Origin of the sequence: Pseudoxanthomonas sp. SORGH_AS_0997, assembly GCF_031453535.1 — a bacterium.
GTDB classification, from domain to species: domain Bacteria; phylum Pseudomonadota; class Gammaproteobacteria; order Xanthomonadales; family Xanthomonadaceae; genus Pseudoxanthomonas_A; species Pseudoxanthomonas_A winnipegensis.
This window is the reverse complement of the sequence record NZ_JAVIZI010000001.1, coordinates 2,732,732-2,749,025: the sequence shown is the minus strand read 5'-3', so window position 1 is coordinate 2,749,025 and position 16,294 is coordinate 2,732,732. Positions and strand designations below refer to the sequence as shown.

Below are 16,294 nucleotides of genomic sequence, written 5' to 3'. Positions count from 1 at the left end.
ATGGCGGCGTCGATCGAGCGTCCGATCTTCGTCGAATCGCTGGCCCTGGGCGACGGGGCGCTGCGCGTGGCCGTCAAGGACACCATCGACATCGCCGGGCTGCGCACGCGCGCCGGCTCGGCGGTGTTCGACCAGGATCCGCCCGCCGCGCGCCACGCACAGGTGGTCGAACGCGTGCTGTCGGGCGACTGCACCATCGTCGGCAAGACCCATCTGCACGAACTGGCCTTCGGCGTCACCGGCATCAACGCCCGCATGGGGACGCCGCCCAATCCAAAGTTCCCAGGTCGTGTGCCAGGGGGGTCATCCAGCGGTTCGGCCGCGGCGGTCGCGGCCGGCCTGGCCGACTTCGCGCTGGGTACCGATACCGGTGGCTCGGTGCGGATTCCCGCGGCGTGTTGCGGCGTATTCGGCATCAAGCCGACCTATGGCCGCATCAGTCGCGTCGGCGTGGCGCCGCCCGCGTCGTCGCTGGATTGCGTCGGCGTGTTCACCCGCAACGCGCCGATGCTGGCCAGGGCCATGGCGATCATCGATCCGGATTTTGTCCCCGATCGCGCTCCCTGCGCGGCCAGCATCGGCTGGGTGCAGGTGGAAGCCGACCCGCAGATCCAGCGGGCCATCGCGATCGCCATCGAGCATTCGGGTTTCGCCCACGCGCCGGTCGCGCTGCCGTTGCTGGCGCAGGCCTTCGATGCCGGGCTGATCATCATCAACCAGGAAAACTGGCGGGCCTTCGGCCAGCTGGTCGGCCATCCGCAGCTGGGCGAGGACGTGCGCGTGCGGCTCAAGGCTGCCGGCGACACCACAGCCGAGTCGGTTGTCCGTGCCGAAGAGGTGCGCGTGCGCTTTTCCGCCGCCGTGGATGCGGCGCTGGCCCAGGTCGATGCGCTGGTGCTGCCGACCATGACGGACTTTCCGCTGACGCTGGAGCAGGGCGCCGATGCGCGCGCGGCGATCGGCATCACCCGCCTGGTGCGGCCGTTCAATCTCAGTGGTCATCCGGCCATCACCGTGCCGCTGTCCACGCCGCAGGGCCTGCCCGCGGGCCTGCAGCTGGTGGGCCGCAAGGGCGACGACGCGCGCCTGTGCCGGATCGCAGAATGCCTGGCGCAGCGCGCCCCGAACGTCATCGCCGCCTGAGGTCGCCCATGCACGCCGACACGCTCGCAAGCCCCGTATTGCTACCCGCGCAGGCTCAGGCCGCGTCCGACGCGGCGTTCGATGCCCTGTTGCTGGAAATCCGCGCGCGCCGCGATGAGTTCGCCAGGCAGACCTATCTGTCGCAGGACATCGTGGAGAAGTTGCGCCAGGTCGGCGTGTACCGCGCCCTGGTGCCGCGCAGCCTGGGCGGCGATGAAGTCAGCCCGGCCGATTTCTGCCGCATGGTCGAGCGCATCGCCCAGGCCGATGGCTCGGCCGGCTGGGTCGCCAGCTTCGGCGTGTCGGTGATGTATCTGGCCGCCCTGCCGCAGGTCACGCTGGAGGCGATCTACGCCGATGGCCCCGACGTGGTGTTCGCCGGCGCGGTATTCCCGCCGCAGGCCGCGCAGGCCAAGGACGATGGCATCCATGTCGCGGGCCGCTGGAAGTTCGGCAGTGGTTGCACCGGGGCCTCGCTGGTAGGCGTGGGCATCAAGCTGGATACCGATCCGGCGCCGGGGCTGCCGCGCATGGCGGTGCTACCGCGCGATGCGGTGCGGATCGAACACAACTGGGATGTCATCGGCATGCAGGGCACCGGCAGCCACGATGTGGCCGTCGATGCCGCGGTCGTGGCACCGGAATGGACCTTCATCCGCGGCGGCACGCCGACACTGGAGTCGCCGCTGTACCGCTATCCCTCGATCGCGTTTGCCGCCCAGGTGCTGGCCGTGGTCGGCCTGGGCGTGGCACGCGCCGCGCTGGAGGAGATCACTGCGGCGGCGGACGGCCGGGTGTCGATCACCGGCGCGCCCAATCTGGCCGACCGTGCCTACGTGCAGATCGAACTGGCCAAGGCCGAGGCGCAGCTGCGTTCGGCGCGCGCGTTCTTCTACGAGTCCACCGACAGCGTGTGGCAGGCCGTACTGGACGGCGAGCCCATCACCGCCCAGCAGTGCAACCTGCTGCGCCTGGCGTCGACCCATGCCGCGCGCGCCGGTGCCGACGTGGCGCGCGCGGCCTTCACCTTGTCCGGCACGCCGGGCATCTTCCGCGCCCAGCCAATGCAGCGTTATCTGCACGACGCGCTGGTCGTGGTCCAGCACGCGTTCCTGGCCGAGGGTCACTGGCAGAGCGCGGGTCGCGTGCTGCTGGGCCAATCCACGCCACCGGGCTACCCCTGATTCCCCTTTTGAAAGCGAGTACGCGCATGTCCAATGCCACGCCCTATCCGATCCGCGCACTGCTGTGCGTCGCGGTCACCCAGAACTTCTTCGATCTGCCGGGCAGCGAGATCGGCACGGTGTGGAAGGCGGTGGGCGAGATGCTCAAGGGCGTCAACACGATGCCGGGCCTGCGCCTGCTTGGCACGATGGACGATGACCAGACCATGGTCGGCACCTCGCCCAGCGGCTGGCCGTGGACCTGCTATCTGCTGGTGGAGGCGGCCGACCGCCAGGCCGTGGTCAATGCGTGCAACCTATTCCGCACCATCGAGATCGGCGAGTACCGCCTGTGGAAATACCTGCGCGTGGAAGCGCGCCTGGGCCGCGAGCTGGCCGTGCCTGCATGAGTGCCGCGCGCGCCACCCGCAGCCGCTTGCGCGAGCCCACCGTCCAGGCACTGGCGACCCAGCTGGCGGCGCTGGAACGGCGCGTGGCCCAGCACGAGGCCGAAGGCGCATGCCGCTGGGTCATGGCCGAGTACATGCGCCTGTGCGACCAGCTGGACGCGTCCACGCCGATGGACGAGCTGGGCGCGCTGTTCACCGCCGATGCGTTGTGGGAAGGACGCGGCAGCAAGTACAGCGCCGCATTCGGCCGGCACGAAGGCCGCCAGGCGATCGTCGATTTCCTCGATGGCTATCGCGGGCCGACCCCGCACTTCGCGCTTAACGTGCATTACCTCACTTCCGAGACCCTCCACGCCGACAGCGCGCAACTGGCGCACGGCAGCTGGGTGATGCTGCAGGCGTCCACCCTGGCCAGCGGTGAGTCGACCCTGCGCAGCGCCCGCATCGAGGCCGAGTTCCGTTTCGACCTGGGCCGCTGGCGCATTGCCCATTTCGCCACCACCAACCTGTTCAGCCAGGCCTGTGCGCGTCCCTGGGATGACGCCGCCATCGTGTCCGAACCGCGCACGCGCTGAGCTTCCAGACCCCCACCCTCGCTTCAAGGCAGGAGATCCCCATGCAAACCGCCGCCCTCGCGCCCGTGCCGGTCGATCCGGACCAGTTGGTCCGGCCCGACCGCGTGCACAGCGCCATGTACAGAGATCCTGCGTTGTTCGACATCGAGATGCAGCGCATTTTCGAGAGCACCTGGGTATGGGTGGCGCACGCCAGCGAGATCCCGCAGCCGGGCAGCTTCAAGAACACCCACGTCGGCCTGCATCCGGTGATCGTGGTGCGCGATCGCAAGGGCGAGGTGCACGTGCATCTCAACCGTTGCCGTCATCGCGCCTCGACCGTGTGCGAAGGACGCAGGGGCAAGACCGCCAGCTTCGTCTGCCCATACCACGGCTGGAGCTATGGTCTGGACGGCGCGCTGCGGGGCGTGCCGCATCCGGAAGGCTATGCCGCCGATTTCGACAAGACCCAGTTCCCGTTGCGTTCGCTGCGCGTGGCGCAATACGCGGGAATGATCTTCGCCACGTTCCGCGAGGACATCGAACCGCTGGAGGACTTCCTCGGCCCGGCCAGGAAGTGGATGGACCTGTTCATGAAGCAGGGCGCCGGCTACCCGATCAAGACCGCGGGCGAGCACAAGTTCCGCTTTCCGGGCAACTGGAAGATCCAGATGGAAAACACCACCGATGCGTATCACTTCCCGGTGGTGCACAAGTCGTTCCTGCAGTCGCTCGACGGCAGCACCGAGGAGCTGTTTACCTTCGTCGGCCGCAAGGGCAGCGTCGAGGATCTGGGCAACGGCCACAGCGTCATGGTCATGATCCCGGAGCTGGTCGACCTGGATGAGCACCTGGACGACCCGATTCCAGCGCGCTTCCAGGCGCTGGCCGACGAGCTCGCCGCCGAGGGCCACGACGATGCGCAGGTGCGCCGGATCGTGCGCGCGGTCGGCGGCACCGGCTTCAATCTCAACCTGTTCCCCAACATCGCCTGCTCGATGGCGTTCTTCCGTGAGCTGCGGCCGATCTCGGTCGAGGAGACCGAGATCAACCACATGGTGATCACCATGGAGGGCGGCCCGGCCGCGGCCAACCGTGCGCGCCTGCGGCTGCATGAGCACTTTCAGGGGCCCATGGGGTTCGGCACGCCCGATGATGCCGAGGCCTGGCAGCGCGTGCAGCGCGGCATCCAGGCCGGCGGCGACGACGTATGGATCCTGCTCAATCGCAGCCTCGGCCTGGAAGCCACGTCCGAAGCCGGCAGGCCGCTGGGCGATGTCAGTGCCGAGACCGGCATGCGCGCCTCCTACGCACAGTGGAAAAGGATGATGGCCGCATGAGCGCCGTGACCGCATTGGCGCCGCAGGCGCGCACGATCTCCCTCGAGGAGGCGGCCGAGTTCATCTGGCTGGAGGCCGATCTGCTGGACCACAACGATTACCCGGCCTGGCTGGCGCTGTGGTCGGACGCCGGTCACTACGTGATCCCGATCGAGCCGGAGGAGACCGACTTCGAGAACACGCTCAACGTGGCCTACGACGATGCGCAGATGCGCATCATGCGTACCCGCCGTCTGAGCGGTGGTTTCACCATCTCGGCCGCGCCGGCGGCGCGCACCGTGCGCACGGTGTCGCGTTTTCGCGTAACCGGCCGCGGCGAAGGCGTGCTGGAACTGCGCGCGGCGATGGTGCTGGTCGAACAGCGCCTGCAGGTGCAGCGCCTGTACGCGGCCGAAGTGGAATACCGCCTGCTGGCCGATGGGGATGGCCTGAAGCTGGACCAGAAGGTCGTGCGCCTGGTCAATTCGTCGGACGCGCTGCACGCGCTCGGCTATCTGCTGTGAGCCAGGCCTCCGCAGATGAGGCGGCGCAGACTGTGCTGGTCACCGGTGCGGCGCAGGGCCTGGGTGCGATCATCGCCGCCCAGCTGCACTCCGCCGGCTGGCGTGTGGCCGTGTCGGATATCGACGGCGCGGCCGCGCAGGCCGTGGCCGATGCGCTGGACGCCAGCGGTGACACCGCCTGCGCCCTGACCCTGGACGTGGCGCATCACGCCGCGTTCGAGACGGCGCTGGCCTTCCTGCAGGCGCGCTGGGGCAGGGTGCAGGCGCTGGTCAACAACGCCGCGGTCACGGTGGCCACACCGGTGATGGACATCGCACCGGACGAGTTCCAGCGCGTGCTGTCGGTCAACGCCGGCAGCGTGTTCGCCGGCAGCCAGGTGTTCGGCCGGCACTTCGCCGCCAGCGGCTACGGCCGCATCGTCAACCTGGCCTCGCTGGCCGGACAGAACGGCGGCACCGCCACCGGCGCGCATTACGCCGCCTCCAAGGGCGCGATCGTGACGCTGACCAAGGTCTTCGCGCGCGAGCTGGGCCCTTGCGGCGTGACGGTCAATGCGATCGCGCCCGGCCCGCTGGACCTGCCGATCGTGTACCGCACGGTGCCGGCCGAGCGGATGGAGGCTTTCCTCAGGAACATCCCGGTCGGCGCGCTCGGCGATCCGGCCTATGTCGCCGCCACGGTTGCGCATCTGCTCTCCCCGGCCGCCGGCTTCGTCACCGGGGCCACCTGGGACGTCAACGGTGGCCTTTACCTGCGCTAGGACGCGCACGCCTTTCCTCGTTTCCCCTTCGCGCGGAGCCAGGTGGCATCGCGTCTTCCTTCCAGGCAGGTCACGCCATGTCCGCTTCCGCTGCTCCCCTGCAACTCCAGGTCGCTCGCCGCGAGCGGCACACCGCGCAGATCGTGGTGCTGGACCTGCAGGCGCCCGATGGCGCGCCGCTGCCCGCCTTCGAAGCCGGCGCTCACGTCGATCTGCACTTGGCCGACGGGCTGGTGCGCCAGTACTCGCTGTGCGGCGATCCGGCCGACCGTTCGCGCTATCGCCTGGGCGTGTTGCTGGATCCGGCCACGCGCGGTGGCTCGCGGGCGGTGCACGACCAACTGCTGCCAGGCGCCACGGTCGGCGTCGGCACGCCGCGCAACCTGTTTCCGCTGGCCGGCGACGCGGCGTACTCGGTGCTGGTCGGGGGCGGCATCGGCATCACGCCGATGATCGCCATGGCCCATGCGCTGCATGCGGCCGGACGCGCGTTCGAGCTGCATTACTGCACGCGCGCGGCCGAGCACACGGCCTTCGTCGATGAGCTGCACGCGGCGCCGTTTTCGCACCATGTGCGGCTTTACCACGATCAGGGCGGTGTGCGTTTCGATCTGGCCAGCCTGCCGCCACCGGCCTGCCGCACGCATGTCTACGTGTGCGGGCCGAACGGCTTCATGGACTGGGTGATCGCGGGCGCGACCGCCGCCGGCCACGCGCCGGCCAACGTGCATCGCGAGTATTTCACCGTGGAGGTCGATACCAGCGGCGGCGGCTTCGAGGTGGAACTGGCCAGCACCGGCCAGGTGTTGCAGGTCGCGCAGGGGCAGAGCATCGTCTCGGCGCTGCAGACCATCGGGGTCAAGATCCAGGTCTCGTGCGAGGAGGGCGTATGCGGCACCTGCCTGACCAATGTCCTTTCGGGCGTGCCCGACCACCGCGATGTGTTCCTCACCGACGAGGAAAAAGCCGGCAACGACCAGATGCTGGTGTGCTGCTCGCGCGCCTGCAGTCCGCGCCTGGTGCTGGACCTGTGAGGGCGCCCGGAGCGGCGATGGACGGCATCGACACCATGACCGCCGAACGGTTCCGCCATGCGCTGTCCCGCCTGGGCGCCGCGGTCAACGTCATCACCACGGCGGGTCCGGCCGGGCGCCACGGCATGACGGCCTCTGCCGTCTGCAGCGTGACCGACAGTCCGCCGACAGTGCTGGTGTGCATGAACCGCCGTTCCGGCTCGCACCAGCGGTTCCGCGACAACGGCAACCTGTGCGTCAACGTTCTGGCCGGCCACCACCAGGCGTTGTCGACGCGTTTTGCCACGCCGGCCGACGCAGCCGCGCGCTTCGACCATGACCGTTGGACCGAGCTGGTCACCGGCGCCCCCGTGCTGGCCGATGCCAGCGCCGCGCTGGATTGCCGGATCAGCCAGATCAGCGATGTCGGCACCCACAGCGTGTTCTTCTGCGAGGTGGTATGTGTCGCGATGGCCGCGCAGGCCGGCGGCCTGGTCTGGTTCGACCGCGCCTATCACGCCCTCGGCGCCGGCTAGACCGCCGCGGCCTGAACGGGCGGGCTGCCCGCTTGCGACCCGGCGGGCGTGATACCGCTGTCCGCGTGGGTGGTGCGTGCTTGCGCTAGCATGCGCCGCGGGGCGATTGGCGATCGATCAAGGACTGAACCCTGCCGCGTCTGCGCGGCGGGATTTTTCGTGCCCGCGGCGCCTGCTGCCGTGGAACCCCCGCGGGGCCGCCCGCGCGCCGGGCGGTTGCGTTATGAGCAACAAACTCCCCGCCATGTGTTATCGACCTGCCACCACAGCCGAAACAGTATCGGTCTGCGGATTGCAACAGAGCGCGATCCCGTGTCGCCGGTGCCTGGGGAGGGGCCGGCTGCAAGGAGTTGTGGTCACGACGGCCGGCTTGGCCGAGCACTTCAGTCAGACGAATGCGCGTCCGCGCATCGCCCAACCGCTCCATACCTCACTGGGGAACCCATGAATCCGAAGTCCAACCGTCGATCGGGCCGCCATGCCGCCGACCTCGCACCCTCCCAGCTCCATCGCGCCGTGCTGATCGGCCTGGCCCTGCTGGCGCCATGGTCGGCTGCCGCCCAGGACACCGCAGCCGCCGACGCGACCTCGCCCAAGCTGCTGGGCAACGTCAAGGTCACCGCCAGCAAGATGTCCGCGGCCAGCACCGTGCAGGACACGCCGATCTCGGTGCAGGCACTGGGCCAGGAGGACTTCGACAAGACGGCCGCGACGGATTTTTCGGATTTCTATCATCAGATCGATGGCCTGTCGGTCCAGGACAACGGCCCGGGCGACAAGCGCTACGTGATCCGCGGCATCACCTCCAACGGGGCCGGCACGGTCGGCGTGTACCTGGATGACGTGGTGATCACCGGCTCCAACGAGCAGGATGGCGGCGGCCAGCAGGCCGACGTGAAGCTGTTCGACCTGGACCGCGTGGAGGTGCTCAAGGGCCCGCAGGGCACCACCTTCGGCTCAGGTTCGCTGGCTGGCACCATCCGCTACATCACGGCTCAGCCCAACACTTCGAGGTTCGAAGGCAAGATCAACACCTCGGTGCGTGCCACCAAGGGCGCCGACCTGGGCTACCAGAGCGATGTGGCGATCAACCTGCCGATCGTGAAGGACATCTTCGCCGTGCGCGTGGCCGGCTTCGGCACCGAGCTGCCGGGCTGGATCGACAGCAAGTTCGAGAAGGGCATCAACGGCGAGACCAGCAAGGCCGGGCGCGTCTCGGCGCTGTGGACCCCGACCGACGACCTCTCCATCACCGCCATGGCGATGCAGCAGAGCACCCAGCAGGACGGCAAGAGCTACTACAACCTCACCGGTTACGACGGCAGCGTCATCTCCCGCGGCAGCCACTACAACCAGGCGGACCTGACCCGAAACCCGTGGGACGAAAACACCCACCTCTACAACTTCAAGCTCGAATACGCACAGCCTTACGGCACCTTCACCGCCACCGCCTCGCGCTATGACCGCAAGACCAGCTACAGTCGCGATGCCTCGTACGTGGCCGGCCTGTACTTCGGCCTGGATCCGGAAACCACCGGGCGGAGCAGCCTGATTCAGCCCAACACCCGTGCGGTCAACACCTACGAAGCACGCTTCGCTTCGACCTTCAACGGGCCGGTGCAGTTCCTGGCCGGCCTGTACCAGCAGAACCAGAACCGCCTGTTCCGCAGCGTGTGGCCCTATTCCGATGCCTCGGGCAATCCCGAGATGGGCGGCCCGACTCTGCTCGAGCGCACCCTTCAGACCGGCCTGAAGGAGCAGGCCGCGTTCACCGAAGTGTCCTGGGCGGTCAACGACCAGTTCGACCTGACCGTCGGCGGCCGCTACTACAAGTTCGACCTGGAATCGCAGCCGCGCAGCATCACCCGCGCCGGCGGCAGCCCCGGCACCGGCTATGGCCTGGCCGGCAGCTCGTCGGACAACGGCTTCATAGGCAAGTTCAACGCCAGCTACAAGTTCACCCCCGACGTGATGGGCTACCTGCAGATCGCGCAGGGCTTCCGTCCTGGCGGTGTCAACGACCAGACCGCTGCCGAGCTCGCCAACGTCACGATCCCGGGCGGCTACGACGCCGACTCGCTGATCAACTACGAGCTGGGATTCAAGACCAGCTGGCTGGACCAGCGCCTGATCTTCAACGCCGCGGCGTACTACATCGACTGGAGCGACATCCAGGTCACCTCGCAGGCGACCTCCGGGACGCTGTCCTTCCCGTACACCGCCAATGGTGGCGGCGCGGACGTGACCGGCTTCGAGTTCCAGCTGCAGGCCCAGCCCACCGAGGGCCTGACCCTGGGCGTGTCGGGCAGCTACAACGACTCCAAGCTGTCCAAGAACAATCCGGCGCCCAGCGACGGCAACAAGGGCGACCGCCTGCCTTACTCGCCCAAGTGGACCGCCTCGGCCAGCGCCGATTACGCGTTCTCGCTGGCCAGCCTGGGCGAAGGCCTGGAAGGCAACATCGGGGCCGACTACTCCTACACCGGCGCGCGTGCCACCGACTTCAACGACAGCGTCAATACGTACATGCCGCTGGATGCGTACTCGCTGCTGGGCGCGCACGTGAGCATCGGCAAGGGCCCGTGGACGATCGCGCTGTCCGGTTCCAACCTGACCAATGACGACACCGCCATCAACTACGATGCGGTGGCCTACGGCGCCACCCCGTGGAACGTGTACATCAATCGTCCGCGCACCTTCGTGCTGAGCTTCTCCTACAAGCTGTAAGCGTTGTCCCCGGCGAGGCCGCCGTCCCACGACGGCGGCCTCGCCGTTTGATGTGAATCCCGAGAATTCAAGGCTGGTCTCCATGCTCCAACGCCTGTCGCGCGCCACGCTCTCCCTGCTCGCCATCGCGCTGTGCGCGCCGGCGATCGCGGCCGACGCCGCGTCCCGCCTATGGCTGGATGCCAGCAAGCCGGCTGCCGAACGCGCCCGCGCGGTGCTAGCGCAGATGACGCGGGAAGAAAAGCTCAAGCTGCTCAACGGCGACGTGGAACTGGACGACATCGGCACCGGCGTCAATCCGTGCATCGGCCACATCGCCGCCAATCCGCGGCTGGGCTTGCCCGAGCTGTGCATGGCCGATGGTCCGGCCGGCGTCAGCAATGGCACCACCGGCGTGACCGTGTTCCCGGCGCCGATGATGGCCGCATCGAGCTGGAGCCCGGACCTGCTGTATCGCTACGGCGTGGCGCTGGGCGCCGAGCACGCCGGCAAGCGCCACAACGTGGTGCTGGCACCGACCATCAACATCGCGCGCTCGCCGCGCTGGGGCCGCCTGGCCGAGACGCTGAGCGAGGATCCGTTGCTGACCGCGCGCCTGGGCACGGCGATCATCCAGGGCGTTCAGACCCACCCGATCATGGCCGACGCCAAGCACTTTGCCGCCTACAACCAGGAAACCGACCGCTTCGGCGATGCGCCTGGCTACAGTGCAGTGGATGTGCAGGTGGGGCAGCGGGCGCTGCACGAGATCTACTACCCCGCGTTCAAGGCGGCCGTGCAGGACGGCAAGGTCGGCTCGGTGATGTGCGCCTACAACCGGATCAACGGCGTGTATGCGTGCGAGAACGCGCAGGGCTTCGATGTGTTGCGCAAGGACTGGGGTTTCGATGGCTTCATCGTGGCCGATTGGTACTTCGGCCATCGCAGCCTGCTGCCGTCGGTCAAGGCGGGCCTGGATATTTCCATGCCGGGCGGCAAGAACCCCTTCGGATTCGAGGAATTCTACGGTGCGCCGCTGACGGCTGCGGCCGAGGACGGCCGCGTCACCGATCGCGATATCGATCGCCTGGCGCTGAGTGTGCTGACACCGATGTTCCGCCTTGGGCTGGTCGACCATCCGCTGCCGCGCGAGGTCAAGGCCGATGTGCGTACCCCCGAGCACACCGCGCTGGCGCGCGAGATCGCCGAGCGCGGCACCGTGCTGCTCAAGAACGATCGCGACGTGCTGCCGTTGTCGCCTTCGCTCAAGACCCTGGCGGTGATCGGCGATGACGCGGGTGCCAATGTCAGTGCGACCGAGCGCTACGGCGGCTTCGTCAACTATCCGGGCATGCGGATCGTGACGCCGCTCGACGGCCTGCAGCGCCGCGCGCCCAGGACCACCCAGATCAATTACGCCCCCGGCACTGCCGGCATCAAGCCGCTGCCGCTGATGGAGGGTCGTGCGTTGCAGGGCCAGGGCTGGACCGCGCGTTACTACGCCAACAACGACTTCGCGGGTGCACCGGCGATCACGCGTACCGAAGCGACGATCGACATGATCGACAAGGTGCCCGAGTCGCTGCCCAAGCCGTTTTCCGCGCGCTGGAGCGCGACGCTCGTGCCGAAAAGCAGCGGCCTGTACCGCTTCTCGGTGACCGGCGGCAGCGACCTGCGTCTGTTCGTCGACGGCGTGGAGATCGCCAGAACCTGGAAGCAGAGCTTCAGCGGCACCAGTCACGGCATCGCCCAGCTGACCGCCGGCAAGGCGGTGCGGCTGCGTGTGGATTACGCCAGCGGTGCGGGCCTGTCGCATCCCGGTGTGCGCCTGGGCTGGGAGCCCGCCTCCGATTCGAAGATCGTGGCCGCGGTCGAAGTGGCGCGCAAGGCCGAGGTTGCGCTGGTGTTCGTCGGAGACCACGTCTCCGAAGGCATGGATCGCACCTCGCTGTCGCTACCGGGTGATCAGGACGCGCTGATCGCCGCCGTGGCCGCGGTCAACCCGAGGACCGTGGTCGTCCTCAACACGGTCGGCCCGGTCACGATGCCCTGGCTGAACCAGGTCGCCGGGGTGGTGCAGGGCTGGTATCCGGGCGAAGAGGCCGGCAACGCGATCGCCGCGGTGCTGTATGGCGATGTGGACGCCACCGGCCGCCTGACCGTGACCTTCCCGCGTGGCGAAGACCATCCGCTGCTGCTTTCGCAGGCGCGCTTCCCCGGCGTCAATGCCCAGGCCGATTACGATGACGGTCTACTGGTCGGCTATCGCGGCTATCACGCCACGGGCGAGCAACCGCTGTTCCCGTTCGGCTACGGCCTGTCGTACACGCGCTTCGCGCTGTCCGAGTTCGCGCTGAAGCCGGTCGCCGGCCAGCAAGTGCCCGGGGCCAGCGTGCGCGTCACCAACATCGGCAGGCGCGCCGGCACCCAGACGGTCCAGCTGTACCTGACCTATCCGGCCAGCGCCGGCGAGCCGCCGCGCCAGCTGGTCGGCTTCGCCCAGGCCACCCTGGCGCCCGGTGCGAGCGCGGTGGTGGAGATTCCGGTCTCGGCCGCCGCCGGCAGGGTCTGGGACGCTGCTGCCAACGGCTGGAAACGGCCTGCAGGCGGCTATCTGCTTGAAGTGGGAACCTCGTCCGCGGACATCGTCGACGCCAGAACGTTCTGAGCGATACGCGGCGCGTCATGCCCCGGCGCGCGGGAATGGAGCACCTATGCTAATGTCACGGACGCGTTGCGCGCGGTAATACGCGAACGCTGTCATTCCAGCGCAGACGGAGCGAAGCGTCCGCCTGCCCACCAGCCGTTGCTGCGGGCCGCTTCAGCAGCACATCCCGCAGCGGCTTCGCGCCGGGTCCGATCTTCCTCGAGTGGACCAGACAGAGATCCAGTGGCACCGTGACGGCCTGCGGCAGGACGCGCACCAGTTCACCCGCGGCCAGCGCTGCGGGCGCGTCTCCATCGGCAGGCGCGCGGTTCCTGCGCCAGGCAGCGCGAATGCCAGACGCGAGACCGTGCTGCCCCTTGCACTGCCAGCCGCGCGTACAGCGCCCAGTTGGCGGGGCGGCGCGAACAGCCTCGCCCATCGCCGGGGCGCGTGCGCGGCCGCCGCAAGCGGCAGTCGCTGTCCGCGCCGGCCGTCTTGGCGACGAGGTCCCGGAGAGCAGCGCTGCGCCTGAAGCGATCCCACTGATCGAACGCTGTCGCGACGCCGGCGCGATCCATGCGCACCGCAACACCGCGCACTGGTCACCGCGTGCATCGTGCCGCTGCTGGTCCAGCGCCAGGTCGATCTGCTGACCTCGATCGGGGGGCCGTCCACGGGCACCGCCTGGGGAGGTAGTGCGGTTCTCAGCCCTGGATCGAGATGAAGATGATCACCAGCCCGACCGGCACGATGTAGCGCACGGCCATGCGCCAGGCGGAGAGCAGCGCCGGATGGGTCATGCGCAGCTCCTTGGCCACCACCTCGCGCGACAGCGCCCACCCGGCGATCAGCGCCACCATCAGGCCGCCCAACGGCATCAGGATGTTGGAGGTAAGGTAATCGAGCAGGTCGAACGGCGTCTTGGTGGAGGCAACGCCCAGCCAGGTCAGCGGATGCACGTCCTTCCAGCGGTTGAAGGAGAACACGGTGATGGAGCCGGTCAGCCAGATCGCCAGGCCCGAGAGCCAGGCGAGCCTGCGGCGCGAGGTGCCGGTGCGCTCTTCCAGCCAGGCCACGATCGATTCCTGCATCACGATCGTGGCGGTCAGCGCTGCAAAGGACAACAGCATGAACAGCAGCGCGCCGAACACCGCACCGCCGGGCATCTGCGAAAACGCGACGGGCAGGGTGACGAAGATCAGGCCCGGGCCCTGCGCGGGCGCCAGGTCGAACCGGAATACCAGCGGAAAGATCGACATGCCCGCCAGCAGCGCCACCAGCCCCTGCGCCATCGCCACGGTGACCACGGCCTTGGAGATCGAGTACTCGGGCTTCATATAGGCGCCCATGGTCATCATCACGCCGACGCCGATGCCCAGCGAGAAGAACGCCTGGCCGACCGCGGCGATCACGATGTCCCAGCTGATCAGCGAAAAGTCCGGCACGAACAGGAACCGCGCGGCCTTGCCGGCGCTGCCGTAGCTCACCGCGAAGACCAGCAGGCCGATCAGGATCAGAAAGCGAAGCGGTGTCAGGATCCCGGCCACGCGCTCGATGCCCTTGTTGACGCCGAAGCTGATCACGAAGGCGGTGGTGGCGACGAAGAAGCCCGAGCACGCCAGCATGGCGATGGGGCTGTCCATCATCGTAGCCTGCATCTGCGTGGCGCTTTCGGCGTCGACGCCGGAAAAACCGCGGGTGATGGACAGGACGAAGTAGTACAGCATCCAGCCGCAGACCACGAAGTAGAAGCTCAGGATCAGGAAGATGCTGGTCAGCGCGAGCCAGCCGAACGACTTCCACGCCTTGCCGATGCCGTAGCGTTCCACCAGCACCTGCATGTTGCCCACCACGCTGCGCCCGCCGATGCGGCCCAGCAGCATCTCGGCCATCAGCGCCGGGATGGCCAGCACCACCAGTGCGATGAAGTACAGCGCCACGAACAGGCCGCCGCCGTTGACCCCGGCCAGGTAGCTGAACTTCCAGACGTTGGCGATGCCCGCCTCGGTACCGATGGCAGCGATCAGGAACAGCAGGTTGGACGACCAGGCGCGGCGTGCGGGGGCTGCGATGCTCATCGGGTCACTTGTGCAGGTCGTACTTCATGATGCGGCCGTGGCGGCCTCCGATGTCGCGCTCCAGGCCATACACGTCGCCCAGTGGGCCGGTGCGCCGTGCGGTGACGGCATGGATCAGGGCGAGGTCTTCGGCATCCAGCGTCACGGTGCCCACCCGGCGATGGGCGTCCAGGTGCGCGGCGCTGGTGGCGCCGACGATCGCGGCGGCCACGTTGGGGCGGGTCAGCACGGTGGCGCTGGCGATCGTCGCGATGTCGCAGCCATGTTTGGCGCCGACAGCGGCCAGGGCATGCAACAGGTCCTGGTACAGCGCCCAGCCGCCGAAGTCCTCGATGATGAGCTTGTACTTGACCAGCGAGCGGTTGGCGAAGGTCCCGGTCGGCTCCGGCTTGCCCAGCCAGCGCTCGGACAGGAAGCCGCCGGCGACCGTGCCGTAGCACAGGAAGGCGATGTCGTTGGCCTGGCAGAATGCGTCCATGCCGTGCTCGGGGCGATGGTCCAGCACCGAGTACTGCACCTGGTGGCTGAGCACGCGCACGCCCGCATCAAGCAGTTCGGCCAGATGCGGCACATCGAAGTTGGTCACGCCGATGTGCTGGATCTTGCCCGCCCGCTGCAGGCGCGCCAGTTCCAGTGCCGCTTCCACATAGCCTGGAATCTCGAAGTTCCACCAGTGGAACTGCACCAGGTCCAGCGATTCCTGCTTGAGGCGGCGCAGCGATCGATCGATGCTTGATTCGACCAGCGCCGGATCGACGCGGTCCAGCGCGGCCAGGTCCGGCACGAACTTGGTGTGCACGCGCACCGATTTGGCCAGCGCGGGATAGGCGGCGCGGAAGTCGCCGATCATCTCTTCGACGCCGGTGTAGATGTCGGCGCAGTCGAAGGTGGTGATGCCGGCCTCGACGAAGCTGGCCATGTCCTTGAGCGCCTGGTCGCGGTCGATCGCGCCATGGTCGCCGGACAGATGCCAGCCGCCCTTGATCAGGCGCGAGATGTCATAGCCCGGCGCCAGCGTGGCGCGGGGCACACCGGTGGTGGCGCTCGCGGACGCCGGGAGGGCGACGGCGGTGGTGTCGGCGCGCCTGAAGGTGCGCTTGCCGGTGCGGGTGATCTTCAGGCGCACCGGGCAGTTCGGATCGGGGTTGGCGATCTCCTCGTCGGAGGTCATCCAGTCCAGCGGCGCGGTCTCCCGCTGCTTGGCCGCCAGCAGCGGCAGCACCGCCGACAGCGAGTAGATCGAGAATCCCTGGCCTGGCGGCAGGTAGAGCATCTCGCCCTTCAACTCGAAGTAGTCGCCCGGCTGGGCGCCGCTGTAGACCTTCACGCCCGGCGGGGCCACGGCTTCGACCTTGAGGTCGTAGAGTTCAAAGCTGTCGTTGTGTTCTGCAGCCACGGATTCCTGTTGCTCCATTGGGGCGAGAACGTGCCGGTCTCCAT

Annotated in this window: 13 protein-coding genes; 11 read left to right on the top strand and 2 right to left on the bottom strand. The window is 68.2% G+C overall.

What is annotated here, in order from left to right; genetic code table 11:
• The 11 genes from QE438_RS12045 (at position 1) to QE438_RS11995 (ending at position 12,797) form a co-directional block, all read left to right on the top strand.
• Positions 1 to 1,143 carry an amidase family protein gene (locus QE438_RS12045; RefSeq protein WP_306995370.1) on the top strand — a complete coding sequence of 381 codons (1,143 nt, stop codon included), beginning with the start codon at positions 1 to 3 and terminating at the stop codon, positions 1,141 to 1,143.
• An 8-nt stretch (positions 1,144 to 1,151) separates the two neighbouring features.
• Entirely contained in the window at positions 1,152 to 2,327 is a 1,176-nt protein-coding gene (locus QE438_RS12040) for an acyl-CoA dehydrogenase family protein (RefSeq protein ID WP_306995372.1), read from the top strand.
• 26 nt (positions 2,328 to 2,353) lie between these two features.
• Positions 2,354 to 2,716: a hypothetical protein gene (locus tag QE438_RS12035; RefSeq protein ID WP_306995374.1), complete on the top strand. Its 363-nt coding sequence runs from the start codon at positions 2,354 to 2,356 to the stop codon at positions 2,714 to 2,716.
• Positions 2,713 to 3,291: a nuclear transport factor 2 family protein gene (locus tag QE438_RS12030; RefSeq protein ID WP_306995376.1), complete on the top strand. Its 579-nt coding sequence runs from the start codon at positions 2,713 to 2,715 to the stop codon at positions 3,289 to 3,291. The genes QE438_RS12035 and QE438_RS12030 overlap by 4 nt, the downstream gene beginning before the upstream one ends.
• A 41-nt stretch (positions 3,292 to 3,332) precedes the next feature.
• Positions 3,333 to 4,610 carry an aromatic ring-hydroxylating dioxygenase subunit alpha gene (locus QE438_RS12025; protein ID WP_306995378.1) on the top strand — a complete coding sequence of 426 codons (1,278 nt, stop codon included), beginning with the start codon at positions 3,333 to 3,335 and terminating at the stop codon, positions 4,608 to 4,610.
• A complete protein-coding gene (locus tag QE438_RS12020) occupies positions 4,607 to 5,113 on the top strand; it encodes an aromatic-ring-hydroxylating dioxygenase subunit beta (protein ID WP_306995379.1) in 507 nt (168 codons plus the stop codon). Before QE438_RS12025 ends, QE438_RS12020 begins: the two co-directional genes overlap by 4 nt.
• Positions 5,110 to 5,874, top strand: coding sequence for an SDR family NAD(P)-dependent oxidoreductase (locus tag QE438_RS12015; RefSeq protein WP_306995381.1), 765 nt, complete (start codon positions 5,110 to 5,112; stop codon positions 5,872 to 5,874). The genes QE438_RS12020 and QE438_RS12015 overlap by 4 nt, the downstream gene beginning before the upstream one ends.
• 77 nt (positions 5,875 to 5,951) lie before the next feature.
• Positions 5,952 to 6,908: a PDR/VanB family oxidoreductase gene (locus QE438_RS12010; protein ID WP_306995383.1), complete on the top strand. Its 957-nt coding sequence runs from the start codon at positions 5,952 to 5,954 to the stop codon at positions 6,906 to 6,908.
• A gap of 17 nt (positions 6,909 to 6,925) precedes the next feature.
• Positions 6,926 to 7,423 carry a flavin reductase gene (locus QE438_RS12005; RefSeq protein WP_205956213.1) on the top strand — a complete coding sequence of 166 codons (498 nt, stop codon included), beginning with the start codon at positions 6,926 to 6,928 and terminating at the stop codon, positions 7,421 to 7,423.
• A gap of 444 nt (positions 7,424 to 7,867) precedes the next feature.
• Entirely contained in the window at positions 7,868 to 10,150 is a 2,283-nt protein-coding gene (locus QE438_RS12000; protein ID WP_306995387.1) for a TonB-dependent receptor, read from the top strand.
• 82 nt (positions 10,151 to 10,232) lie between these two features.
• Positions 10,233 to 12,797 carry a glycoside hydrolase family 3 C-terminal domain-containing protein gene (locus QE438_RS11995; protein WP_306995389.1) on the top strand — a complete coding sequence of 855 codons (2,565 nt, stop codon included), beginning with the start codon at positions 10,233 to 10,235 and terminating at the stop codon, positions 12,795 to 12,797.
• Positions 12,798 to 13,480: 683 nt separating this feature from the next.
• On the opposite strand, the gene QE438_RS11990 is transcribed toward QE438_RS11995, so the two are convergent.
• Both QE438_RS11990 and QE438_RS11985 read right to left on the bottom strand, forming a co-directional pair.
• Entirely contained in the window at positions 13,481 to 14,854 is a 1,374-nt protein-coding gene (locus QE438_RS11990) for a sodium-dependent transporter (RefSeq protein ID WP_306995391.1), read from the bottom strand.
• Between the two features lie 4 nt (positions 14,855 to 14,858).
• A complete protein-coding gene (locus QE438_RS11985) occupies positions 14,859 to 16,250 on the bottom strand; it encodes an aldo/keto reductase (protein WP_307183922.1) in 1,392 nt (463 codons plus the stop codon).
• Positions 16,251 to 16,294 lie beyond the last annotated feature (44 nt).